General features: G+C 35.5%; 24 protein-coding genes. 10 read left to right on the plus strand and 14 right to left on the minus strand.

The genetic code is table 11. From position 1 onward, the window contains the following. Nucleotides 1-56 precede the first annotated feature (56 nt). On the minus strand, nt 57-1181 hold the full coding sequence (ald, locus tag ACNQGH_RS12580) for an alanine dehydrogenase (protein WP_417956364.1): 1125 nt from the start codon (nt 1179-1181) through the stop codon (nt 57-59). 212 nt (nt 1182-1393) lie between these two features. Here ald and ACNQGH_RS12585 point away from each other — a divergent pair, with 212 nt between their 5' ends. Further along, entirely contained in the window at nt 1394-1852 is a 459-nt protein-coding gene (locus ACNQGH_RS12585) for an Lrp/AsnC family transcriptional regulator (protein WP_417956365.1), read from the plus strand. Nucleotides 1853-2007: 155 nt separating this feature from the next. On the opposite strand, the gene ACNQGH_RS12590 is transcribed toward ACNQGH_RS12585, so the two are convergent. Then, nucleotides 2008-3450, minus strand: coding sequence for a glyceraldehyde-3-phosphate dehydrogenase (locus tag ACNQGH_RS12590; RefSeq protein WP_417956366.1), 1443 nt, complete (start codon nt 3448-3450; stop codon nt 2008-2010). 153 nt (nt 3451-3603) lie between these two features. After that, a complete protein-coding gene (locus ACNQGH_RS12595; RefSeq protein ID WP_417956472.1) occupies nt 3604-5004 on the minus strand; it encodes a S1C family serine protease in 1401 nt (466 codons plus the stop codon). A gap of 137 nt (nt 5005-5141) precedes the next feature. Here ACNQGH_RS12595 and dapF point away from each other — a divergent pair, with 137 nt between their 5' ends. The 5 genes from dapF to ACNQGH_RS12620 all read left to right on the plus strand — a co-directional run bounded on the left by dapF (nt 5142) and on the right by ACNQGH_RS12620 (nt 9229). Beyond that, entirely contained in the window at nt 5142-5924 is a 783-nt protein-coding gene (gene dapF, locus ACNQGH_RS12600; RefSeq protein ID WP_417956473.1) for a diaminopimelate epimerase, read from the plus strand. A 33-nt stretch (nt 5925-5957) separates the two neighbouring features. Next, nucleotides 5958-6518 carry a GNAT family N-acetyltransferase gene (locus ACNQGH_RS12605; RefSeq protein ID WP_417956367.1) on the plus strand — a complete coding sequence of 187 codons (561 nt, stop codon included), beginning with the start codon at nt 5958-5960 and terminating at the stop codon, nt 6516-6518. A 14-nt stretch (nt 6519-6532) separates the two neighbouring features. Further along, nucleotides 6533-7573 (plus strand): endolytic transglycosylase MltG, encoded by a 1041-nt coding sequence (gene mltG, locus ACNQGH_RS12610; protein ID WP_417956368.1) that lies wholly within the window; start codon nt 6533-6535, stop codon nt 7571-7573. A 38-nt stretch (nt 7574-7611) separates the two neighbouring features. Continuing rightward, a complete protein-coding gene (locus tag ACNQGH_RS12615; RefSeq protein ID WP_417956369.1) occupies nt 7612-8490 on the plus strand; it encodes a DUF2279 domain-containing protein in 879 nt (292 codons plus the stop codon). A 97-nt stretch (nt 8491-8587) separates the two neighbouring features. Continuing rightward, nucleotides 8588-9229: a peptidoglycan-binding protein LysM gene (locus ACNQGH_RS12620; protein ID WP_417956370.1), complete on the plus strand. Its 642-nt coding sequence runs from the start codon at nt 8588-8590 to the stop codon at nt 9227-9229. A 74-nt stretch (nt 9230-9303) separates the two neighbouring features. Here the strand turns inward: ACNQGH_RS12620 and ACNQGH_RS12625 are convergent, their stop codons facing one another. The 5 genes from ACNQGH_RS12625 to udk form a co-directional block, all read right to left on the minus strand. Beyond that, nucleotides 9304-9837, minus strand: coding sequence for a hypothetical protein (locus ACNQGH_RS12625; protein WP_417956371.1), 534 nt, complete (start codon nt 9835-9837; stop codon nt 9304-9306). 353 nt (nt 9838-10190) lie between these two features. After that, nucleotides 10191-12329 (minus strand): methylmalonyl-CoA mutase, encoded by a 2139-nt coding sequence (scpA, locus tag ACNQGH_RS12630; RefSeq protein WP_417956372.1) that lies wholly within the window; start codon nt 12327-12329, stop codon nt 10191-10193. 56 nt (nt 12330-12385) lie between these two features. Then, nucleotides 12386-13753, minus strand: coding sequence for a methylmalonyl-CoA mutase subunit beta (locus ACNQGH_RS12635; RefSeq protein ID WP_417956373.1), 1368 nt, complete (start codon nt 13751-13753; stop codon nt 12386-12388). Between the two features lie 42 nt (nt 13754-13795). Beyond that, nucleotides 13796-14128, minus strand: coding sequence for an FtsB family cell division protein (locus tag ACNQGH_RS12640; RefSeq protein WP_417956374.1), 333 nt, complete (start codon nt 14126-14128; stop codon nt 13796-13798). A 121-nt stretch (nt 14129-14249) separates the two neighbouring features. Further along, a complete protein-coding gene (gene udk / locus ACNQGH_RS12645; protein ID WP_417956375.1) occupies nt 14250-14858 on the minus strand; it encodes a uridine kinase in 609 nt (202 codons plus the stop codon). Between the two features lie 152 nt (nt 14859-15010). Between udk and ACNQGH_RS12650 the strand changes: the two genes are divergently transcribed. From ACNQGH_RS12650 to ACNQGH_RS12665, 4 genes are all read left to right on the plus strand, one after another. Beyond that, entirely contained in the window at nt 15011-15592 is a 582-nt protein-coding gene (locus ACNQGH_RS12650) for a Crp/Fnr family transcriptional regulator (RefSeq protein ID WP_417956376.1), read from the plus strand. A 90-nt stretch (nt 15593-15682) separates the two neighbouring features. Then, the gene (locus ACNQGH_RS12655; protein ID WP_417956377.1) at nt 15683-16435 is read left to right on the plus strand and encodes a pirin family protein; all 753 of its coding nucleotides are present in this window, start codon (nt 15683-15685) and stop codon (nt 16433-16435) included. Nucleotides 16436-16503: 68 nt separating this feature from the next. Continuing rightward, a complete protein-coding gene (locus ACNQGH_RS12660; protein ID WP_417956378.1) occupies nt 16504-17034 on the plus strand; it encodes a YceI family protein in 531 nt (176 codons plus the stop codon). Nucleotides 17035-17105: 71 nt separating this feature from the next. Beyond that, nucleotides 17106-17444 (plus strand): hypothetical protein, encoded by a 339-nt coding sequence (locus ACNQGH_RS12665; protein ID WP_417956379.1) that lies wholly within the window; start codon nt 17106-17108, stop codon nt 17442-17444. Between the two features lie 23 nt (nt 17445-17467). Here ACNQGH_RS12665 and ACNQGH_RS12670 read toward each other — a convergent pair whose 3' ends face one another. The 6 genes from ACNQGH_RS12670 to dnaA all read right to left on the minus strand — a co-directional run bounded on the left by ACNQGH_RS12670 (nt 17468) and on the right by dnaA (nt 23474). After that, nucleotides 17468-18349, minus strand: a complete 882-nt coding sequence (locus ACNQGH_RS12670) for an SDR family oxidoreductase (protein WP_417956380.1) — start codon at nt 18347-18349, stop codon at nt 17468-17470. Nucleotides 18350-18427: 78 nt separating this feature from the next. Further along, a complete protein-coding gene (locus tag ACNQGH_RS12675) occupies nt 18428-19555 on the minus strand; it encodes a methionine aminotransferase (protein WP_417956381.1) in 1128 nt (375 codons plus the stop codon). A gap of 147 nt (nt 19556-19702) precedes the next feature. Then, entirely contained in the window at nt 19703-20221 is a 519-nt protein-coding gene (locus ACNQGH_RS12680) for a hypothetical protein (protein WP_417956382.1), read from the minus strand. A 513-nt stretch (nt 20222-20734) separates the two neighbouring features. Next, on the minus strand, nt 20735-21457 hold the full coding sequence (locus tag ACNQGH_RS12685) for an SAM-dependent methyltransferase (RefSeq protein WP_417956383.1): 723 nt from the start codon (nt 21455-21457) through the stop codon (nt 20735-20737). A gap of 113 nt (nt 21458-21570) precedes the next feature. Beyond that, complete coding sequence (locus ACNQGH_RS12690) at nt 21571-22038, minus strand: low molecular weight protein-tyrosine-phosphatase (protein WP_417956384.1); 468 nt, start codon at nt 22036-22038, stop codon at nt 21571-21573. Between the two features lie 8 nt (nt 22039-22046). Then, nucleotides 22047-23474, minus strand: coding sequence for a chromosomal replication initiator protein DnaA (gene dnaA, locus ACNQGH_RS12695; protein ID WP_035674283.1), 1428 nt, complete (start codon nt 23472-23474; stop codon nt 22047-22049). Between the last annotated feature and the right edge of the window lie 158 nt (nt 23475-23632).

Genomic DNA, 23632 nt, shown 5'->3' on the forward strand with positions numbered 1-23632 from the left:
AAAACCCGCCTTGAGACAAGGCGGGTTTTTCTAGTGTAGTAAGCACTTGTTTAATGTTAGCTAACTGCGTTTTCTAACACTAACTCTTCATGAAAAGGCAGATTCCAAGCTTCAGCAACTCCTTTGTAAAGGATTTTTCCGTTTGCAATGTTTAATCCTTTTTTCAATTCTTCATTTTCGGCACATGCTTTTTCCCATCCTTTGTTCGCTAATTGCAGCGCGTAAGGTAACGTAGCATTTGTAAGGGCCAATGTAGAAGTATAAGGTACTGCGCCTGGCATATTGGCCACGCAGTAATGTACGATGTCGTCTATGATAAAAGTTGGGTTTTCGTGTGTGGTTGGTGTACAGGTTTCGATGCAGCCTCCCTGATCAACAGCTACGTCAACTACCACAGTTCCCGGACCCATTAATTTCAACATATCACGAGTGATTAAGTGCGGTGCTTTGGCTCCTGGAATTAAAACAGCTCCAATAACTAAATCAGCAGTTGCAATTGCTTCACGGATATTATAATGATTGGAGATGATAGTGGTTACATTAGCTGGCATGACATCAGATAAATAACGTAAACGTGCTAAGCTTACGTCCATAATGGTTACTTGAGCACCAAACCCTGCAGCCATTTTTGCTGCTTGGGTTCCTACGATTCCACCACCTAAAACCAATACTTTAGCAGGAGGAACTCCCGGAACCCCACCTAAAAGAATTCCTTTTCCTTTCAATGGTTTTTCTAAATATTTTGCGCCTTCCTGAATGGACATACGTCCTGCCACTTCGGACATTGGGACCAATAAAGGCAAGCTACGGTCTGCTTTTTCAACCGTTTCATAGGCCAAACATACTGCGCCACGTTCAATCATAGCATGGGTCAATGGTTCCGATGATGCAAAATGGAAGTAGGTAAATAATAATTGGTCTTTTTTGATCAAAGGATATTCAGAAGCTATAGGCTCTTTTACTTTAATTATCATTTCAGCGATGCTGTAAACGTCTTCAATTGTTGGCAATAACTCCGCTCCAGCTTCAAGGTATGCCTTATCGCTAAAACCACTGTTTTCACCAGCACTTGCTTGTACATAAACGATATGGCCTTGTTTTTTGAATTCGGCAACACCTGCTGGTGTAAGTGCAACACGATTTTCGTTGTTTTTGATTTCTTTAGGAATTCCGATTATCATAGTGATGTGTTTAAATGTTTGAGTATAATTGCATTACAAACATACTATATAAAGAAAATATTATTGCTATATGGTGTTAAATTAAGAAAATATTCATTTTATTTAGTAATTTAGCATAAAATATTTCTTTAAAAGCCTTTTTTTATATTTCTAAAAAGAAAAAAAAACTGCTTTTTTTAAATAAAAAAGAAGCTACAATCAATTTTTTAACTATGATACTGGACGAAACTGACAAAAAAATCTTACGTCTTCTTCAGGAAGATGCGCATTTGACCTTGAAAGATATTGCCAATCAAATAAGCCTGTCGCTGACACCGGTCCATGACAGGGTAAAGCGCCTGGAAAAAGAAGGGATTATTGAGAAGTATGTTTCTATTTTGAATAAAAAAAAACTAGGTAAAAATCTGACGGTTTATTGCCAGGTGACGCTCGTAAAACAGAATTATGATATTTCAGAAGGATTTAATCAGGCGATTCTAAATATGCCAGAAGTGGTGGAATGTAATTTTGTTTCTGGAAATTTTGATTATATGTTGAAAATCGTATTGCCGGATATGGAAAGTTACCATTATTTTCATCAGAAGAAATTATCCGTTTTACCCGAGGTTTCTTTGATTAACAGCTTTTTTATTATTTCGGAAGTGAAGAGTACGACCGTTTTACCGATTTAAGTGATACGCTTGTTCGATATTCCAAAAACAAAAAAAAATCCGCTTCATGATGAAACGGATTTTCTATTTAATTCAGGTTGGGTTGCTTTATATAAAAAAAATTAAAACTAAAACTAAAACTAAAAAACGGCAACGCACAACCTGTAATCTAAATGCTAGTAGTAGGTAAAACGTCTTACTTTAGCAATATATTTTGCCAATCGGATGACTTGGTGGCTGTAGCCATATTCGTTGTCGTACCAAATGTATAGCACTATATTTTTTCCGTCATTGGAAACAATCGTTGCGCTGCTGTCATAAATCGATGGTGCCGAAGTACCCACAATATCTGAAGAAACTAACTCGTTATTCAACGAATATTTAATCTGTTCTACCAGTTCGCCCTCCAAAGCATATTTTTTCATAATAGCATTAATTTCCGCAAGTGAAGTTACTCTGCTAACTTCAAGATTAAGAATTACCAGGGAGCCATTAGGGACCGGTACTCTTATAGCGTTAGAAGTTAATTTTCCCTCAAGAGACGGTAATGCCTTTGCAACGGCACTTCCTGCACCTGTTTCGGTAATTACCATATTCAGGGCAGCAGCTCTGCCGCGACGGTATTTTTTATGCATGTTGTCAACCAAGTTCTGATCGTTGGTATAGGCGTGTATGGTTTCTAAATGTCCCTTTACAACTCCCAAAGTGTCTTCTACAACTTTCAGGATCGGTGTTATTGCATTGGTTGTGCACGACGCAGCCGAAAAAATGTTTGTTTCATCTGGATTGTATTCATTTTGATTTACACCGTGAACAATATTTGGAACTCCTTTTCCTGGAGCAGTAAGCAAGACTTTATCAGTTCCTTTTGAAACTAAATGCCTGCTCAAAGCTTCATGATCTGTGAAAGCACCGGTATTATCAATAACCAAAGCATTGTTAATACCATAGCGCGTATAATCAATTTTTTCAGGCGCATTTGCCGTGATGATGTGAACGGTTGTTCCATTAATTATCAAAGTATTATTTTTAGTGTCAGCAACAACTGAACCCTGAAAATCGCCGTGAATAGAATCATAACGCAATAATGAAGCTCTTTTTTCTAAAGAAGTCGCGTCGTTTCTATCACGAGTTACAATGGCTCTCAATCGCAATTGGTTTCCTTTTCCGGTTTTTGAAAGCAATTCACGGGCTAGTAATCTTCCAATTCTGCCAAAGCCATATAACACTACATCTTTAGGTTGTATTTCTTCATATTTTTTGGCGTCTTTTAATTTGGCTAGTACAAAATGCCTCGTGTCAGGATATTTTTCATCTTCTAAACGATATTCATAAGTAAGTTTACCAATGTCCAATTTTGAAGGAGGTAAATCCAATTCTAAAACAACTCTGGCTATTTCTACCGAGTCAAATACAGAAATTGGTTTCCCCACAAATTCGCCTGCATAATCATGCAGGTTGATGATTTCGCTAACGTTTCGGTCAATTAATTGATTTCTAAATAAGACCATTTCAATTGATTTGTCATACCACAGATCACTAATGATTTTGATCAATTCTACTCCTGCACGTCTCCTGTCGGCTTGAAAAGAAACTTCTTTCTCGTATGTAATACTCATGTTGAAAATTTATGAAATAAATGAAATGCTTTTTTTAAAATTTGCGCAAAAGTACCTATTTCAATCGATTTCGTAAGCTATTTTATGATTTATTTTTAAAATAAAAAAGCCACCTTGGTTTGCAAGGTGGCTTTCATTTTGACAGCATAAGTATTAGATGATAATTTTTATAATTTCTCCGTTTTTATTAATCATTTCAATTCGGATACTTTGGCTTTCGTCCTTTTTACCTAAAAGTTTAGATACCGTTTCTATATCTGTTGCTTTTAGATTGTCAATACTCAGGATAATATTCCCCTTGAGCTCTTCTTCATATTGTTTTAGGTTGTCATTGGTAATGGATCTAATTTTAACACCATAGCCCAGATTGAATTTCTTTTTGTCTGAAGCATCTAAGTTTTCCAATTCCAGGCCTTTAAATTCGGTACTGAAAAATTCGTTTTTACTCAAAAATACAGGGATAATTCTATTTTTTCCGTCACGAATGTAAGTTACCTGAATCTTGTCATTAGGTCTTTTCGTGTTTATATAACCAGATAAATCAGCATAGGTAGCCACATTTTGGTCGTCCAATTTTACGATGATGTCCCCTTTTTGAAGACCTGATTTTTCGGCACCAGAATTTTTAGTGACCTTGCTGATGTAAAATCCCTGTGTTTGGGAAATCCCTAATTCTTTAGAAGCAGTTCCGTTTAATTCTCCACCTTCAACTCCAAGAATTCCTCTTTGGACATTACCGAATTCCATGATATCTTCGATTATTTTTCGGGCGATATTTGACGGAACGGCGAAAGAATAACCAACATAAGAACCAGTCATGGATGAAATCATCGTGTTGATACCAATTAATTCCCCACGGGTGTTTACCAAGGCACCACCACTATTTCCGGGATTTACGGCTGCATCTGTTTGTATGAAAGACTGAATGCCGCTGGTGTCCAGATTTCTGGCTTTTGCCGAGACAATTCCTGCCGTTACTGTAGAGGTCAGGTTATAGGGATTTCCTACCGCCAAAACCCATTCTCCAATTTTGACCGAATCAGAATTGGCAAAAACAGTATAGGGTAATTTCTCATCAGCATCAATTTTTACCAATGCAATGTCCATTTTGGAATCGGTTCCAACGAGTTTGGCTTTGTATGATTTTTTGTTGTTTAAGGTGATTTCAATTTCCGAAGCATCTTTTATTACATGATTATTCGTTACAATATAACCATCTTCAGAAATAATTACACCTGAACCCGTTCCTACCTGTTCTTGTTGCTGCTGCCCGCCGTAGCCGTAGAAATATTCAAGCATTGGGTTGGTGACCGTTTTGCGCGATACATTTTTTACGTGAACTACCGTATGAATTGTTTTGTCGGCAGCTTCGGTAAAATCAACATTTTCAGCTGATAATCCGACGCGTTTTCCATACGAATCTGACGCTACCGTTACGAGTGGGTTTTTGTTACCCGAAAAATAACCATCAGTGTCAAATAATAATTTATAAGAGCCTAACGTCACGGCTCCGCTCAGTAATGATATTGAAAACAGTGTTGAAAATCGTTTCATATTAGATTTCATTTTTAAATTATTTTAAGGTAAAAATAGCATTAAATTTTTTTTTATAAAACAGTTTAACGCGCCCTTTAACAATGATTAACATTTCATTAATAGTTCGTACTTTTGTATATCTCAATTCAAAGAAAATGCAAATAGAATTTTATAAATACCAAGGAACAGGAAATGATTTCGTGATGATTGATAACCGTCAGGGAATTTTTCCAAAAGATGATGTTCAGCTTATAGCCCACTTATGCGACAGACGTTTTGGGATAGGTGCAGACGGGCTTATTTTATTAGAAAATGACATTGAAGCCGATTTCAAAATGGTCTATTACAACTCAGATGGAAATCAAAGTTCCATGTGTGGGAATGGTGGAAGATGTTTAGTGGCTTTCGCCAAAAAGCTAAACGTTATTGAAGACGACACTACTTTTATAGCAACAGATGGTCTGCATCATGCTTCAGTTGCCGACAATGGAATAGTCTCTTTACAAATGATAGATGTCGAAGAGGTGAAAATAACGCCGGAATATGTTTTTATGAATACTGGTTCTCCGCATCATATACAATTGGTAGATGATTTAGAACACTATAATGTCAAAGAAAACGGAGCGAGCATTCGATACGGTGAATTGTATGGGAAACAGGGAAGTAATATTAATTTTGTAAAAAAAATAGATGAAACTACTTTTTCATTGCGAACATACGAAAGAGGAGTTGAAGATGAAACATTAGCTTGCGGAACAGGAGCAACTGCCGTAGCAATAGCGATGAATGCCTTAGGGGAAACGAAAGCGAACTCAATAGATTTGAATGTTGAAGGAGGAAAATTAGTGGTTTCCTTTGATAAAAAAGAAGGGCAGTTTACCAATGTTTTCTTGAAAGGACCTGCTGAATTTGTATTTAAGGGTACTATCGAGATATAACAAGAACCCGAAACCAAGAATCTAATTCCCAAAATGATAACATTAAAAGGTGATACTATATACATCCGGGCATTGGAACCCAATGATTTGGAGTTTGTCTATGCTATAGAGAATGACCAAAGCATTTGGGAAGTGAGCAATACGCACACGCCTTACAGTCGTTTTTTGGTAAAACAATATCTGGAAAATGCACATCAGGATATTTATGAAGCCAAGCAATTGCGATTGGCCATTTGTCAGGATCAGGATTTTCCGGCTTTGGGATTAATTGATTTATTTGATTTCGATCCAAAGAATAATAGGGCAGGAGTGGGGATTGTGATTCAAGGCCATGAAAACAGAAATCGGAATATTGGTTCTGAAGCATTGGAATTGTTAATTCATTATGCTTTTCATCATCTTAACCTGCATCAATTATATGCAAATATTGGCATTGAAAATGTAGCAAGTACCGCTCTTTTTACTAAATTTGGTTTTCAAACTATCGGCATAAAAAAAGATTGGAATTTAGTTAACGGGATTTATAAAGACGAAGCTATTTTTCAATTAATTAATAATCACACGAGCGTCAGCGAACTGGCGCGGCAATTTTAAAAAACAATACTATTTTGAATTTAAAGAAAATTATAACTATCCTGTCTGTTGCATTAATATCCGTATTACTAGTTTACGGATTTATTTTGTTGCGTCAAATTTTTTCAGCGAATACGAAGTTTGCAGATAAAGAGGTTTACGTTTATATTCCAACAGACTCTAAGTACGAAGATGTCAAAAAAATAATCGCTCCTTATATCGAAAATATGGACCGTTTTGAAACGGTTGCCAATAAAAGAGATTATCCGGAAAATGTGAAACCAGGTCGTTTCTTATTCACAAAAGGAATGAATAGTTATGAATTGGTGAAAGCTATGAGAATCAATTTACCGGTAAATTTAGCTTTCAATAATCAGGAACGTTTGGAGAATTTTGCCGGACGCGTGGGATCTCAAATTGAAGCCGACAGTTTGTCATTGCTGGCTACATTTAAAGATTCTGTTTTTTTGAAAGAAAATGGTTTTACCGAAGAAAATGTTTTGGCGATGTTCATTCCTAATACGTATGAAATTTATTGGAATACCTCGGCTGAAAAATTCCGGGACAAAATGATTAAAGAATATAGAAATTTTTGGAACAAGGAACGTATTGCCAAGGCCGCTAAACAAGGATTAACTCCAATTGAGGCCACTATTCTGGCTTCGATAGTACATAAAGAATCAGTAAAAAAAGACGAGAGACCCAGAATTGCCGGCGTTTATTTGAATCGTTTGAGAGCACAAATGCCATTGCAGGCTGATCCAACAGTTATCTATGCGATAAAAAAGAAATCAAATGATTTTGATCAGGTTATAAAAAGGGTTTTTTACAATGACTTAACCATGTCTTCCCCTTACAATACGTATGTAAATATCGGACTTCCTCCCGGGCCTATCGCTATGCCCGATATTACAGCCTTGGAAGCGGTTTTAAATCCGGAAAAAAACAATTTTATCTATTTCTGTGCCAGTGTAGATCGTTTTGGATACCATGAATTTGCGGCTACTTTGGAAGAACATAATAAAAATGCGAAAAAATATTCCGATTGGATAAACAGCCAAGGTGTAAAAAGATAGTTTTGAAATTTATCAAACTGTTTTTTTTATTCTTGATTTTGACTGAGTGTCAAATAGGTTTTTCTCAAAATACAAATACTTTCCTTACTCCATCGGATTCTTTAAATAAGAAAAGACAACAAACCGTGGTGCTTTCTGAGGCCGTATTGGCTTCGGTGATTTTGGCAGGCTTAAACCAGCTTTGGTACGCCGATTATCCCAGGTCTGATTTTCATTTTATAAATGATAATTCGGAATGGCTTCAAATGGATAAATTGGGACATTCTTTTTCTTCATACCATTTAGGCAGGTTTGGTGCTGAAATGTTGCAATGGGCCGGAGCCGGTAAAAAGAACCAGCTGGTTTACGGAGCCGGGTTGGGATTTGCTTTTTTGACGGCTGTTGAGGTTATGGATGGGTATTCTTCTCAATGGGGTGCCTCATCGGGCGACATAATCGCAAATGCTTCGGGAACGGCTTTATATGTTTCGCAAGAATTGCTGTGGAAAGAACAGCGCATAACTCCCAAATTTTCTTTTCATACCACCCAATATGCGAATCAGAGACCAGAAGTTTTAGGTAGTTCATTTACAGAACAAATGCTAAAAGATTATAACGGACAAACCTATTGGCTTTCGATCAATTTACATTCCTTTGCTAAAGACTCAAAAATACCGGTATGGCTGAATCTTGCATTGGGTTACGGAGCCGAAGGAATGATTAGGGGAAACAGACCAAATGAGGCACAATTTTCGACCCTGAATACACAGCGATACAGACAATTTTACTTGAGTTTTGATGTTGATCTGACTAAAATTAATACCAAATCACACTTTCTAAAGACTCTTTTTTCAGTTTTAAATACAGTGAAAATTCCAGCTCCAACGATTGAAATGGTGCACTTCAACGATGTTAAATTACACTTAATCTATTTTTAGCAAACTTTAACTCATTGATTATCAGCACTATTATTTTTTACGTATATTTGCACGTAGAAATTTCTTAACGGGACAGCGTTTTGAAGAAAAACAATTTATGATAAAGAAATGGTATTTTTATGCAGGTTTGGCAATTATTGTTGCCTTTTTGAGCTCGGGTTTTAAACCCTTTAATTTAGACACCAACTCTTGGTTTCTAGTACATGAAGAAGATGGATCACACTACTTATTTCCATCTGAAAAACAAGAAGATTACACCAATTTGAATATCCCTTTTACCGGAAATTTTTTTATTGGCTTCAAAGAAGCGATCGGATACAGAGAATCTGAAAGCAAATACAAAAAAATTAATTCACTTGGATATTTAGGTAAGTACCAGTTTGGTATTGAAACACTAAAAACAATCGGTATACACAATAGTGCAGCTTTTTTGAATAGTCCTGAAATGCAGGAAAAAGCATTTATTGCTCTTTTGGCAAAAAACAAATGGGAGCTAAAAAAGGAAATTGAAAAATACGAAGGCACGATAATGAATGGAATCTACATAACGGAATCTGGAATATTGGCTGCTGCACATCTTGGAGGTGCAGGTTCAGTAAGAAAATATTTGAAAAATAAAGGGAAGAGATATTTCCGGGATGCTTATGGCACTTCCATACGAAGTTACATGAAATCCTTTGGGGGTTATGATACTTCGTTTATTGTTGCAGATAGTAATGCAAACATAAAAAACATATAAATTTGCTTTATTCAAACAAGGAGGCTGCCAATATTTTTTTTGGCAGCCTCCTTTATTTAGTATTCAAAGTAGTATTATTTCATTTTTATAATTTCGCCATCGGGACGAACTACCAATTTAACGATTTCCTTGTCTTTTTTAATCTTAACGTTATACTGTTTCTTAACAACATCCCCTTCCTTTTGTGTATAAAGAAATTGATCGTTTACAATAGCCCATCCTGGATAAGCTCTGTAAATAGAATAAATTACCTCACTGGGAAGTTTTACATTTTTATACTCTTCAACTACACGCATTAATTTTCCATTCTCATCGTAAGTTGCAGATAAGGTCCCTTTTTTGGTACTCATAACCAAGAGATATTCTTCAAACCCTTCATAGTCTTTTCCAAGGTCATAAGCGATGAATTTTTCTTCTACAGCTTTGACACCTTGATCCGGGTTATTATCCGGAAGATAGACTGAGAAATCTTTCCCCGCTTTTTTGATTACAACTGGCGGCAATTCTGTGATTTTCATCTTTCCCTGAACGGTATCTTTCTTCTGATCTTGTGAATAAGATGGTACGCATAAACCTAAAAACAATAAAGTAATAATTAATGATTTCATGATATTTGGTTTTAAATTAATATTAAATAAGTTAAATTTTATTGAACAAATAAATGCTAAAGTTTACTGTTTTCTTTTTCTTATTAATTATTTTAATTAGCTATATATCAATATTTTAAATAAAAAATTATTTTAAACTATTATTTTGAAAATTATCTTGTCTACAGTAAAATTAACATATTTATTCAGCCTTTTAAGTTAATTTTTCCTGTATGTTATGTTAAAATTAACTACTGTAAAAGGCTTTTTTTTTAATAGGAATACCTACTCCTAATTTGGATTAAAAATGGCTCAAAAAAAACACCAATCTTATGATTGATGTTTTTTAAAATTAGTAGTACAAAGGTTTTTCTTTACTCGAAACTGTCCATTAAAATTTCCAGTATCTTGATCGCTGCTTCACTAATTTTTGTACCAGGGCCAAAAATAGCAACTGCACCGGCATCAAATAAAAACTGATAATCCTGGGCAGGAATTACCCCACCTACGACCACCATGATATCTTCCCGGCCGTATTTTTTAAGTGCAGAAATTACTTGTGGGACAAGGGTTTTATGTCCGGCTGCAAGAGAAGAAACACCCAAAATATGCACGTCGTTTTCTATGGCTTGTTTTGCAGCTTCGGCAGGGGTTTGAAAAAGTGGGCCAATGTCAACATCAAAACCTACATCGGCGTAGCCGGTAGCAACAACTTTTGCTCCGCGATCATGTCCGTCCTGCCCCATTTTGGCAATCATAATTCGAGGGCGACGTCCTTCTTTTTTAGCGAAGGCATCAGCCATTTGTTTTGCTTTTTCAAAACTTTTGTCGTCTTTTATTTCTTTACTATACACGCCGCTAAAGGATTTAATTTGTGCTTTGTATCTTCCAAAAACCGTCTCAAGCGCATCGCTAATCTCTCCTAAAGTGGTTCGGTTTCTGGCAGCTTCAACGGCAATTTCCAATAAATTGCCTTCACCTGTCTGAGCGCAAAAGATTAATTTTTTTAGGGAGTTTTGTACTTTTTCGGTATCTCGGGTCGCTTTAATTCGGTCTAGTTGTTCCAGTTGTTGTTTGCGGACCATTTGGTTGTCCACATCCAGAATCTGTAAAGGATCTTCTTTTGCTAATCGGTATTGATTTACACCCACAATGATATCCTGGCCGCTATCTATTCTTGCTTGTTTTCTGGCCGCCGCCTCCTCGATTCGAAGTTTTGGAATTCCGGATTCGATGGCTTTGGTCATTCCGCCCAGTTCTTCCACCTCTGCAATGAGTTTCCATGCATTTTCGGCGATTTCATTGGTTAGGCTTTCCACATAATAACTACCTGCCCAGGGATCTACGGTTTTCGTGATTTTAGTTTCTTCTTGTAAATAGAGTTGCGTGTTTCTGGCAATTCTTGCCGAGAAGTCCGTTGGCAACGCTATGGCTTCATCTAATGCATTTGTATGTAAAGATTGGGTTCCTCCAAAGACGGCTGCTGCCGCTTCAATACACGTTCGAGCCACATTGTTGAAAGGATCTTGCTCCGTTAAACTCCAGCCAGAAGTTTGACAATGGGTTCGCAACGCTAATGATTTATCGTCTTTTGGTTCGAATTGTTTTACCAGTTTTGCCCAGATCATTCTTCCCGCACGCATTTTGGCGATTTCCATGAAATGGTTCATCCCAATGGCCCAGAAAAATGATAATCTTGGAGCGAATTCATCAATTTTCATTCCCGTTGCCAATCCCGTTCTAATGTATTCCAATCCGTCGGCCAGCGTGTAAGCTAACTCGATATCAGCAGTGGCTCCCGCTTCCTGCATGTGATAACCAGAAATGGAAATCGAATTGAATTTTGGCATTTTTTTACTGGTGAATTCAAAAATATCGGCAATGATTTTCATAGAAGGAGTCGGAGGATAAATATAGGTGTTGCGCACCATAAATTCTTTCAGAATGTCATTTTGTATGGTTCCTGAAAGTAATTCGGGTTTGACGCCTTGTTCTTCCGCAGCCACAATATAGAAAGCCATAATGGGTAAAACGGCACCATTCATGGTCATGGAAACCGACATCTCATCCAGTGGAATTTGGTCGAATAATACTTTCATATCTTCCACCGAATCAATTGCAACTCCCGCTTTTCCTACATCACCCACTACACGTTCATGATCCGAATCATAACCGCGATGGGTAGGCAAATCAAACGCTATAGAAAGTCCCTTTTGACCGGCGGCCAGATTTCTTCTATAAAAAGCATTGCTTTCTTCTGCAGTGGAAAATCCTGCATATTGGCGCACGGTCCAAGGTCTGCGAACATACATCGTAGCGTATGGTCCGCGTAAATTTGGTGCAAAACCAGCTCCGAAATCAAGATGTTTGAGGTTTTCAATGTCTTGTTCCGAATAGGTTGATTTTAGTTCAATTCCTTCGGCCGTGAGAAAGGTGTCAGTCCATAAATTGTCACTTTCGACTTTCGACTTTTGACTTTCTAATTGAATATGCTGAAGCTCTTTTCTTTTCATTTTTTAGCAATGAATTATACTATTTTGTAACTATTTTTTAACGTAAAGCGAAATTCTCAGTGTTCTTTCTCCAGTCTTTCCTGTTCTATTTTTTCTGCCAGTCGTTTTTCGATTATTGGCGTAATTAATGTTTTTCTCGGTTTGACTTTTACAAAAGGAAACAGTTCCAAATCGTGTTTCATTTTATCCTCTTTGTTGGGATGTTTGTTTGTTCCAAGTAAAATTTCTTTGCCATTGTCAAATAATTCTTGAGCCGTAGCAGCACTTTCCTGAATTTTTCTTTTGATAATTCCGTCATTAAGTTGTTTCAGAAAACCTCCGTTGGACTCTATATCCTTGAATAAAGCCAAAGATTTTTCGGCTAATTGATTGGTAAGGTTTTCTATATAATAACTACCATCAGCCGGATTATTTACTTTGTCAAAATAACTTTCGTTTTTGAGAATCAATAATTGATTTCTCGCTATTCGATCTCCAAATTCATTGTCTTTGTGATATAATGCATCGTAAGCTAAATTAGCAATAGCATCAGCTCCGCCAATAATAGCCGACATACATTCCGTTGTGGTGCGCAACATATTGACGTTGTAATCATATAATGTTTTGTTGCGTTTCGTAGGGGAAACAATGATGTTGCAATCCAGATTGTGGCTGTATTCTTTGGAAATCAAATTAAAAAGCAATCGCAATGCGCGCAGTTTTGCAATCTCAAAAAAGTAATTTGTCCCAACAGCAACTTCAAAAACGATAGGCTGGTTTATGCAATCAATTCGGTTTAAGTATTCATTGGCATGTCCTAAACTATAGGCGATTTGTTGTACCATGTTAGCGCCTGCATTTTGATACAATGCACTATTGATGCTTACTAAAGATACAGCTGCTATTTCTTTAGAAAGTAAATTGAGCGTTTCAAAATTATTTTTTTCTTTAGTGGCAAACCAGTTCCCGTCTTTGGCTAATTGTCCAATTGGATCCAGATTGCAGAAAATTGTCGTGTTGTTTTTCTTTGCAAAGGTATCAATCTTTTTAACGAAATCGATTGATATGAAGCTCAAATGGAAGTAAACACTAACTTTTTCTAAAGGTAATTGCTCCAGTAATTTTGTGATATCAATGGATTCGTTTTCTATTGTAAAGCGAAGACTGTCTGCACCCCGATTTAATGAATCCAGTGCTCTTTCTATTGATTTCTCAAAATCATAAACAAATATGTTTTGACAAATTTTGAATTGGGTGGCTTTCGTAGTAACTGAAAAAGCTTTTGTGAATTCATCTTTGTGGTAAAACGGTTTTACCTGAATGTCTTCCGGGGAATTCCAAACTAAAGTTTCATTATAATCAGCTCCATTGAGTTCAAATTGAATTTTTTGTTTCCATTGTTTGGAGGAAATGGGATTGAAATCATCGAAAAGGTTTGCAGCCATTTTGTTTGTTGATTATTTTATGGTTTTGAATAATTAAAATTTTTAATTATTTATTTTTTTTTCAATGGTGTCGCCTTCGAATTCAATGATATAAATATCTTCACTATCTTTTTTCATATAGTATTTCTCGCGGGCGTATTTTTCTATTTGTTCTGAATTTTTTAATTCTTTGATGTTCTGCTGATCTTTTTTTATTTCTTCCTGATAATATTTTTTATTGTCTTCCAGTTCGTCAATTTGTTTGTCCAGGAAGCGGTGGTCAAAATAGGAATAGTTATCCAGAAAAATCATCCAAGTAGCAAAAAACAACAAGACCCAAACGTATTTGTTACTCAAAAATTTAAACCAGGATTTATCTTTATACGGATTTATCATTTTTATTTTTTTAGTCCCGATTGCAACGTAATCCTTTTATTTTTGATGCCAAAAATAAAAATATTGAAGCGTGAAGCGGGAAATAGCTGCTACTAATTAATAGCTTAAAAGTACAGCTAAATTACAGAATTTTTTGATTTATTACCGCTCGAACTACGTCTATGGCTACGGTATTGTATTTGTCATTTGGTATTATGATGTCGGCAAATGCTTTTGTAGGTTCTATAAATTGCTCATGCATCGGTTTTAATGTTGTTTGGTATCGATTGATAACTTCGTGCATGTCGCGACCTCGTTCTGCAATATCACGCTTCATACGACGGATTAATCTTTCGTCAGAGTCAGCATGAACATATATTTTTACATCAAATAATTCCCTTAATTCTGGATTTGCCAAAATTAAAATACCTTCTACAATCATCACTTTTCTAGGATGTGTAAAAACGGTATCATCGGTCCTGTTGTGCGTTACAAAGGAGTATACTGGCTGATTGATGTTCTTTCCCTCTTTTAGCTCTTTCAGATGAGCGACCAATAATTGAAAATCAATAGCGCGGGGATGATCAAAATTGATGAGTGATCTTTCATCGAATGACAGCCCGTGATTTTCTTTATAATATGAGTCTTGTGAAATAATACCTACTTCTGTTTCGGGTAATTCATTCATAATTTGATGAACTACGGTTGTTTTTCCGCTTCCTGTTCCACCAGCAATTCCTATAATGAGCATAAAAGATGTATTATTTATTTATCATAGCAAAAATAGGAATTTAATTGCGAGTGGTTTTTATTTTTAGAGGAAATGTTGCTAATTAATATATTTATTGGGCGTAGTTAATTAGCATTTTTTTCTACCTTTAGTTTTCTAAAAACAGTAGCACTTTGTATTCACAAATCAATAGAAATATCAGTCGTTATGTGACTTTTGAACCAGAAGAAATGGAAATTTTCAATTCTTTACTGGAATATAAAACCGTTCCTAAAAAAACAATTCTGCTTCATGAAGGTGAAATGTGCAACTTTGAAGCATTTGTTATCAAAGGCTGTGTCAGGAAATATTATATTGATGCCAATGGTTTTGAAGTTATTCTTCAGTTTGCTATCGAAAATGCGTGGGTAAGTGATATTTCTTTTAGTATTTACGAAGATAAGCCGAGTCGGGTGTTTATTGAAACATTGGAAGATTGTGAATTTTTTATGTTCAGTCCTGAAACAAAAGAAGCTTTATTTGTCAAAGCGCCAAAGTTTGAAAGAGCTTTCAGAATATTGATGCAGCGCAATCTCGCAGTTACTCAAGAGCGCTTGTTTAATACTATTTCTAAAACGGCGACCGAGAAATATTTGGAGTTTCTCGAGCATTATCCTACACTGTCACAACGTGTTGCCCAGCATTATATTGCTTCCTATCTTGGTATTTCTGCAGAGTTTTTGAGTAAAGTAAGAACCAAAATCGCCAAACAGTAAATTCTCGTTATTTTTCATTTCTTGTCCTAGTTCAATGCATGCGCTCTTTTTTTGACGCAACTTTGTATCATAATAATAAAGAACAAGACAATGGAAAATAAAAATAATACAAAAGAAGAAGTAATTACCAATTACATTTTGCACAAAGCCGATACCCGAGGTCATGCAAACCACGGCTGGTTAGAATCCTATCACACTTTTAGCTTTGCTAATTATCAGAATCCGGAGCGCATGAATTTTGGTGTTTTAAGGGTTCTGAACGATGACAGAGTGAATCAGGGGATGGGTTTTGGGAAACATCCGCATGACAACATGGAGATTATTTCCATTCCTCTTGAAGGTGATTTAGAGCACCAGGACAGTATGGGAAATACTACGGTAATCAAAGAAGGAGATATTCAGGTAATGAGTGCCGGTACCGGTATTTTTCACAGCGAATACAATAAGAATAAAGACCAGCTGGTTAAGTTTTTACAGATTTGGATTTATCCGAATCAAAAAAATGTGACACCTCGCTACGATCAAGTTACTTTGGACCTGAAGGACCGTCACAATAAATTGCAACAAATTTTATCGCCAAATCCAGAAGATGAGGGGGTTTGGATTCATCAGGATGCCTGGTTTCATATCGGGAAATTTGACACTGGTTTTTCTACCTCTTATCAATTGAAAAAACCAGGAAACGGAATTTATGCTTTTGTTTTGAAAGGTGATTTTACGATAGGAAATATTGGATTGAATGAACGCGACGGATTAGGAATTTGGGATACCGATACAATTACAATCACTGCAAATTCTGCTGATGCCGAAATCCTTTTGATGGAAGTACCAATGAAATTGTAATCAGATAAATAAATAACAGCAATAAATAATACTAAATAACAGCGCTTACTAATAATAAATACAAAACTATGGCAACAACAAAATGGGCAATAGACCCAACACATTCAGAAATTGGTTTTAAAGTAAAACACATGATGTTTACTACTATTTCAGGGAAGTTTTCAAAATTTGACGCTTCAATTGAATCAGAAGATACGGATTTTGAAAACGCAAAAATTGAATTTACCGGAGCAATCGATTCCATATCTACCGGAAATACTGATCGGGATACCCATTTGTTAAGTCCTGACTTTTTTGATGCAGCGCAGTTTCCAGAAATCAAATTCACAGCGATTTCATTTACTAAAATTAATGAGGGTGAATATGAATTGGTTGGAGATTTAACCATGCACGGCGTTACAAAGTCAGTGAAACTGGCGGCAGAATTTAGTGGATTAATGAAAGATCCATGGGGAAATACAAAATTGGCTTTTTCATTGGAAGGAAAAATTAACAGAAAAGACTGGGGATTGAATTGGAATTCAGCTCTGGAAACTGGAGGAGTTTTAGTGGGTGAAGATGTTCGATTGAATATTGAATTGCAATTTATAAAATTATAATTTTCACAGGAACGAAAGGTATAGCCTCAAAGGAATAGTAATCTTTGAGGTTTGTACTTTATAAAAGTTGAATGATGGAAACCACCAATATTCTTTACGTAGGCCGACATATCGATATTCTGGCAATTGTTGTCCGACTCATTAATTCTAACGAAGATTGGAGTGGAGTAGGTGTTATGAATGATGAAGAGGCAAAGGGAATTTTTAGTCAAAAAGAGTTTTCAATAGTTTTATTGGGTTCGGGGATTGATAAAGAAAGCGAAACCAATTTGTGTGCTTTTTTCAAAAAACAGAATCCAAATATAATTATTGTGCAGCATTATGGCGGAGGAAGTGGTTTGCTGAAAAGTGAAATTTTGGCTGCCTTGGAAAATAATAAAAGCAGAAACAAAAAAGAGAGCCATTTTTAAACTCTCTTTTTTTGTTTATAAGCTTATTTATTCTTCTTTGCTTTGATCATCATTTCCAACTGATCCCAAAGTTCTTCGGGTATAGCTTCCAGAATGTTGAATTGTCCGGCGCCTTTCAGCCATTCACCACCATCAATAACAACTACTTCACCATTTACGTACGCTGAAAAATCAGATACTAAATAAGCCGCTAAATTGGCTAATTCCTGATGATCTCCAACACGTTTTAACGGTACTTTTTTTGCCATATCAAATTTTTCGGCTAAATCTCCTGGCAATAATCTGTCCCAGGCGCCTTTCGTTGGGAAGGGCCCCGGAGCAATCGCATTGGAACGAATCCCGTATTTAGCCCATTCTACAGCAAGGCTTCTTGTCATAGCCAAAACTCCCGCTTTTGCAGTGGCACTTGGCACCACATAGGCGGAACCAGTCCACGCATAAGTAGTTACGATATTTAAAATTGTAGCTGATTTTTGTTTGGTGTCAATCCAGTGTTTTCCAAAAGCAAGGGTGCAGTTTTTTGAACCTTTTAAAACAATATCAATTACGGTATCAAAAGCGTTTGCCGATAATCTTTCGGTTGGAGAAATGAAATTTCCCGCAGCATTATTAAGCAAAACATCCACTTTGCCAAAAGCATTTAAAACTTCCAGTAGCATGTTTTCCACTTCTTCATAATGACGCACATCACATTGAATCGGCAGGCATTTTCCACCTGTTTCAGTTTCCAGTTCTGCAGCTGTATTTTTTAGTTTTTCTAAATCTCTTGATGTAATGGCAACTTGCGCACCCAATTCCAAGAAATATTTAGTCATTGCTTTTCCTAAACCGCTTCCGCCACCGGTCACGACAATCACTTTGCCTTTTAGTGCATCGTCACGCAACATTTTATCAGTATAACTCATGTGTTGATTATTTTTATTGTAAATATAATAAAATTAAAATAGTATGCATGCATAATAAAAAAAATAAAAGCAATCCTTTTAAATGGCGCATAATCTTTTAGCGGCTTCTTCCAGCGTTGCATTGTCTTTGGCAAAACAAAAGCGAATTAATTTCAAGTCTTTTCCATCGGCATAAAAAGTAGAGATCGGAATGGCAGCCACGCCATGTTCAATGATCAGGCGCTTGCAAAAATCAACATCATTCTCATTTGAAATCGCAGCATAAGAAGCCACCTGAAAATAAGTTCCTTCGCAGGGTAGGAGCTTGAAGCGGCTGTCTTTTAGTAATTGTCTGAAATAATCTCTTTTTTGCTGATAAAATTCACTAATTTCATCTACAGAAACAATGTCTAAATAGTCACTAATAGCGACTTGACAAATACTGTTTACGCTGAAAACTAAAAATTGATGGACTTTTTTAATTTCTTTCGTTAAGTATTCAGGTGCTACCAGATAACCAATTTTCCATCCGGTAACATGAAACGATTTTCCAAAAGAGGAAATCATCACACAACGTTGGAGTAGTTTTGTTCTGGTATGAGCTGAAATATGTTTTTCTTCAAAAGTGATGTATTCATACACTTCATCCGAAAGAAGTAGGAGGTTGGGATATTTTTCCAATAGGATTTCCAATGATTCAAAATCGGATTTCGTTAAAATTTTCCCAGTTGGATTATGTGGATTATTAATGATGATCATTTTCGTTTTTGGCGTGCAGGATTTTTCTATAATTTCCCAATTTGGGGTGTAGTCATCGTTTAAAGCCACGCGAATCGGATTGGCGTTGCATAATAGTACGGGCGCTTCATAACAGTCGTAGCTTGGATCTAAAATAAGAACTTCATCATTATTTTTTACTAATGCCAGTATTGTGGTGAAAATGGCTTGGGTAGCCCCTGCAGTTATTATTATTTCCGTATCAGCCTGAACGGTTCTGTTGTATGATTTTTTGATAAGTGCCGTTATTTTTGATAGTAGTGGCGAATAACCTGACATGGGCAGGTATTGATGAACATTTTCTTTAGCAAGTTTTGCGACAATGTTCGTTAATCTATGGTCAACAGAAAAGTTTGGAAAACCTTGCGATAGATTAATAGCGTTATACTCAGTTGCCATTTTAGACATAACAGTAAAAATACTCGTACCGATATTTGGTAATTTACTCATATAATGATTTCATTTGTTACCTGATAAATATAACTGGTTTAACCCTAAATTTGCTTTTTTAAGATTAAAATTTCAAAAATAAATCGTTGTCTAAGTTTCAAAAAAAAGCTATCTGAATGATAGCTTTTGATTTATGTTTATTTGTGATTACATTCCTTTGACAATATCCCCATTCGCATTAACAACTAATTTGCGAACTTCTTTGTCTTTTTTTACTCTGAGATTATATTCTTTTTTAAGAACGTCACCTTCTTTTTGAGAATATAAATATTTGTCATTTACAATTTGCCATCCTGGAAAAGCTTTATAAACGGAATAAATTACACTACTTGGCAGTCTTACGTTTTTGTAGTTTTCAACTACTCGGACCAATTTTCCATTTTCATTATAAGTTGCATTCAGTGATCCATTTTTGGTTTCCATAATTACTAAATAGTTTTCATATCCTTCATAATCTTTCCCCAGATCATAGGCGATAAATTTTTCTTCTAAAGCTCTTACATTTTTATCAGGATTTCTATCCGGTAAATATATAGAGAAGTCTTTTCCGGCGCTTTTAATTACAACCCCAGGTAATTCCTCCATCTTTATATTTCCATCGATATCCTGCGAATAAGATGTAAGGGTTATGCTTAAAAAAAGCACAACAATAATAAACGATTTCATGACATTTAATTTTTAAATTATATTCAAGTCAACAGTTATGATTCAAATAAATTTAATAAGGCTTATCATTTTCTCCCCCTTTTTGTTATTAATTTTAGTTTCATTTGAATCATTACAATTCAAAACATCAGTGGTTATATTTTTTGAATATTGGTCAAAAAATTATATTGGGGACTAGTAAAGTTACCACTTTTTTCAAAGTGATGCCGTTAACATTTTCTATAAATAAAGTTAATGTGCGTTAGGGATTTATATCCATCTTTAGCAATAAAATCCATTTATAGCGAAAAAAAAAGGGAGAATTGTTATGTTTTTTGCGCAATAGTTAATGACCTTTCAATGCGGCACATTTTATTTTTAGAGCACTATAGTAATCTGTCGTCAGAAAGAGCTAAAGCCATGGTTTAGAAAGAATGTTTTTGCAGGTATTCTGTTAAATCACCTCTTTCACGGAGTTTTTGATTTAATACTAACGGTATTGTATACTGATGCTAAATCAGAAATTTTGGGATGCTATATTTTATGAATAATAAAAATAGTAGGGCGGTTGTGTAAATCCACGGATGTTTTTTTCCAATCAGAGGCGCGCATAGTTTTGATGTATTCTGTCGGCAAAGTAATATCAGTTGCTATACAAAGATACGTGGCGGGATTAAGGGCCTGTAAGATATCCTCCAGCATTTTATTATTTCTATACGGTGTTTCTATAAAAATTTGCGATTGGTTTTTATCCTGAGATAGTTTTTCCAGGTTTTTCAGAGCCGTTTTCTTTTCCCCTTTTTCAATTGGTAAATAGCCATTAAATGTAAAACTTTGTCCGTTCATTCCAGATGCCATCATCGCCAAAAGAATAGAGGAAGGGCCTACAAGCGGAATCACCTGTATTCCCTTTTCATGTGCCAGTTTTACAATTACTGCGCCAGGATCAGCTACACCAGGACAGCCTGCTTCGCTCATTAATCCTACATTTTTTCCTTCTAATAAAGGTTTGATAAAATCTAAATGCTCTTTAGTTTCAGTGTGTTTGTTTAAAACAAAAAGTTTTAGCTCCGATTGTTTCTTTTCAGGACTAACTCCTTTGATGGATTTTCGGGCTGTTTTCTCGTTTTCAACAATGTAATAATCAATAAAATCAATACTTCTTTTTACGGTTTGTGGCAAGACATCCATAGGATCGCTATCTCCCAAAGTAGTTGGTATTAAATAGAGTTTTCCTAAAAGAGGGATTGATTTCATCAGTTTGATTTTATGTTTTTAAAGTAAATGGTATGCTGTGCTTTTTTGTAAATACTGTGATTGCTATTTAAAGGGACAATAAATTCCCGAAAATATATTTTAGAACTGAGCCATTATTGATGTTTGGCTATTAATTTTTTAGCAATTGCGTCACAAACTTCGTCAAGCATATTGTAAACTATTTCAAATCCGTTGGTTAAACCAAAAAAAGGATCTGGAACATCTACATTTTCATTTGGAAATAATTCATTCAAAATAAGGTGTACTTTCTCTTTTTGATCCTGGTTTTCAGCGAGCTCAATAACATGCTCATAGTTAGCATTATCCATCACAAAGATATAGTCGAAAGTATCAAAATCATTGGTGCTGAATTGGCGTCCTTTTTGATTTGAAATATTTATTTTATTTTTTTTTGCAACAGCAATGGAACGATCATCAGGGGAATGACCAACATGCCATGAACCTGTTCCTGCCGAATCAACTGTAAATTTATTTTTTGGGAGTTTTGATGCTAATATACCTTCGGCCAAGGGGGACCGACAAATATTTCCTAAACAAACCATTAAAATTTTTATGGACATGATGCTTTTTATAGCGTTAATTTTTTATTGATATCTTCAACAAATTTTTTGAATTGTTTGTCGGTAGCAACTAAATTGTCAACGGTTTTGCATGCGTGTAATACTGTAGCGTGATCTCTGTCTCCAATTTGTGAACCAATGTTGGCCAAAGATGCTTTTGTGAATTTTTTTGCAAAAAACATAGCTAATTGCCTCGCCTGTACAACATGCCTCTTTCGGGTTTTTGATTGTAACGTTTCTAAATCCAATTGGAAATAATCGGAAACAATTTTTTGAATGTAATCGATAGAAATTTCCCGTTTTACATTTTTTACAAATTTTTCAACAACACTTTTAGCAAGTTCTAAGGTAACTTCCTTTTTATTAAAAGACGATTGTGCAATCAAGGAAATAATAGCTCCTTCCAATTCTCGTACATTAGATTTGATATTTCTTGCAACGTATTCAATTATTTCTTCAGGTATTTCCACACCATCTCTATACAATATGTTTTTAAGGATAGAAATTCTGGTTTCATAATCCGGTTGGTGCAATTCTGCAGACAATCCCCATTTGAAACGAGATAATAAACGTTGTTCAATGTCTTGCATGTCAACGGGTGCTTTGTCTGATGTCAAGATTACCTGTTTCCCATTTTGATGCAAATAGTTGAAAATATGAAAAAACACATCTTGAGTTCCTGATTTTCCAGAAAGGAATTGAACATCATCAATAATCAAAACATCAATTAACTGATAGAAGTGTATGAAATCATTTCGGTTGTTTTTCTTTACCGAGTCGATATATTGTTGGGTGAAAATTTCAGCCGAAATGTATAAAACAGTTTTTTCAGGATATTTATCTTTTATTTCCACACCAATAGCGTGCGCCAAGTGGGTTTTGCCAAGGCCAACTCCTCCAAAAATCAATAGCGGATTAAATGAAGTTCCGCCGGGTTTATTGGCAACAGCCATACCCGCAGAACGGGCTAACCTATTGGAGTCTCCTTCAAGGAAATTGTCAAAACTATAATTTGCGTTAAGTTGAGATTCAATTTTTAAATTACGTATTCCAGGAATTACAAACGGATTTTTTAATTCCGGGTTTAAGTTTTTAAATGGAGCGTCAACTTCTTGAGGCTTCATTGGAACTCTGTTGGCACTTGGCAATTGTTCCGTAAACGGTTGTTTATTGCCATAAGTGTTTTCCATTCTGATTTTATAGAGTAACTTTGCGTTTTTCCCAAGTTCTTTGGTAAGTGCCACTTTTAATAATTTTACATAGTGTTCTTCTAACCATTCATAGAAAAATTTACTTGGAACTTGAATATATAATGCATTATCGGTTAGCTCAACTGATTTGATTGGTTCAAACCAAGTTTTGTAGGCTTGATCTTGAATGTTGTCTTTTATAAAAGACAAACAGTTTTCCCATACTGATTGAGCAGTTTTGTTCATATATTCTGTTAAATTATTTTTATTCGGTAATTATTATCTTACTTAAAAAAGAGTGAAATTCTATTGTTTTTCGGGGTAACAAATATGTGAACAAATTTCTGTAAAAAAAAATATATTGGGTAATAATTTTACAAATTATTGTTGTAAGGAGCTTTTAA

The organism is Flavobacterium kochi (genome assembly GCF_048286715.1).
Classification (GTDB): Bacteria; Bacteroidota; Bacteroidia; order Flavobacteriales; family Flavobacteriaceae; genus Flavobacterium.

Coding starts and splice junctions, on each gene's coding strand:
- ald (WP_417956364.1), bottom strand. CDS start 1,181: ATGATAATCGGAATTCCTAAAGAAATCAAAAACAACGAAAATCGTGTT.
- ACNQGH_RS12585 (WP_417956365.1), top strand. CDS start 1,394: ATGATACTGGACGAAACTGACAAAAAAATCTTACGTCTTCTTCAGGAA.
- ACNQGH_RS12590 (WP_417956366.1), bottom strand. CDS start 3,450: ATGAGTATTACATACGAGAAAGAAGTTTCTTTTCAAGCCGACAGGAGA.
- ACNQGH_RS12595 (WP_417956472.1), bottom strand. CDS start 5,004: ATGAAACGATTTTCAACACTGTTTTCAATATCATTACTGAGCGGAGCC.
- dapF (WP_417956473.1), top strand. CDS start 5,142: ATGCAAATAGAATTTTATAAATACCAAGGAACAGGAAATGATTTCGTG.
- ACNQGH_RS12605 (WP_417956367.1), top strand. CDS start 5,958: ATGATAACATTAAAAGGTGATACTATATACATCCGGGCATTGGAACCC.
- ACNQGH_RS12620 (WP_417956370.1), top strand. CDS start 8,588: ATGATAAAGAAATGGTATTTTTATGCAGGTTTGGCAATTATTGTTGCC.
- ACNQGH_RS12625 (WP_417956371.1), bottom strand. CDS start 9,837: ATGAAATCATTAATTATTACTTTATTGTTTTTAGGTTTATGCGTACCA.
- scpA (WP_417956372.1), bottom strand. CDS start 12,329: ATGAAAAGAAAAGAGCTTCAGCATATTCAATTAGAAAGTCAAAAGTCG.
- ACNQGH_RS12635 (WP_417956373.1), bottom strand. CDS start 13,753: ATGGCTGCAAACCTTTTCGATGATTTCAATCCCATTTCCTCCAAACAA.
- ACNQGH_RS12640 (WP_417956374.1), bottom strand. CDS start 14,128: ATGATAAATCCGTATAAAGATAAATCCTGGTTTAAATTTTTGAGTAAC.
- udk (WP_417956375.1), bottom strand. CDS start 14,858: ATGCTCATTATAGGAATTGCTGGTGGAACAGGAAGCGGAAAAACAACC.
- ACNQGH_RS12655 (WP_417956377.1), top strand. CDS start 15,683: ATGGAAAATAAAAATAATACAAAAGAAGAAGTAATTACCAATTACATT.
- ACNQGH_RS12660 (WP_417956378.1), top strand. CDS start 16,504: ATGGCAACAACAAAATGGGCAATAGACCCAACACATTCAGAAATTGGT.
- ACNQGH_RS12665 (WP_417956379.1), top strand. CDS start 17,106: ATGATGGAAACCACCAATATTCTTTACGTAGGCCGACATATCGATATT.
- ACNQGH_RS12670 (WP_417956380.1), bottom strand. CDS start 18,349: ATGAGTTATACTGATAAAATGTTGCGTGACGATGCACTAAAAGGCAAA.
- ACNQGH_RS12675 (WP_417956381.1), bottom strand. CDS start 19,555: ATGAGTAAATTACCAAATATCGGTACGAGTATTTTTACTGTTATGTCT.
- ACNQGH_RS12680 (WP_417956382.1), bottom strand. CDS start 20,221: ATGAAATCGTTTATTATTGTTGTGCTTTTTTTAAGCATAACCCTTACA.
- ACNQGH_RS12685 (WP_417956383.1), bottom strand. CDS start 21,457: ATGAAATCAATCCCTCTTTTAGGAAAACTCTATTTAATACCAACTACT.
- ACNQGH_RS12690 (WP_417956384.1), bottom strand. CDS start 22,038: ATGTCCATAAAAATTTTAATGGTTTGTTTAGGAAATATTTGTCGGTCC.
- dnaA (WP_035674283.1), bottom strand. CDS start 23,474: ATGAACAAAACTGCTCAATCAGTATGGGAAAACTGTTTGTCTTTTATA.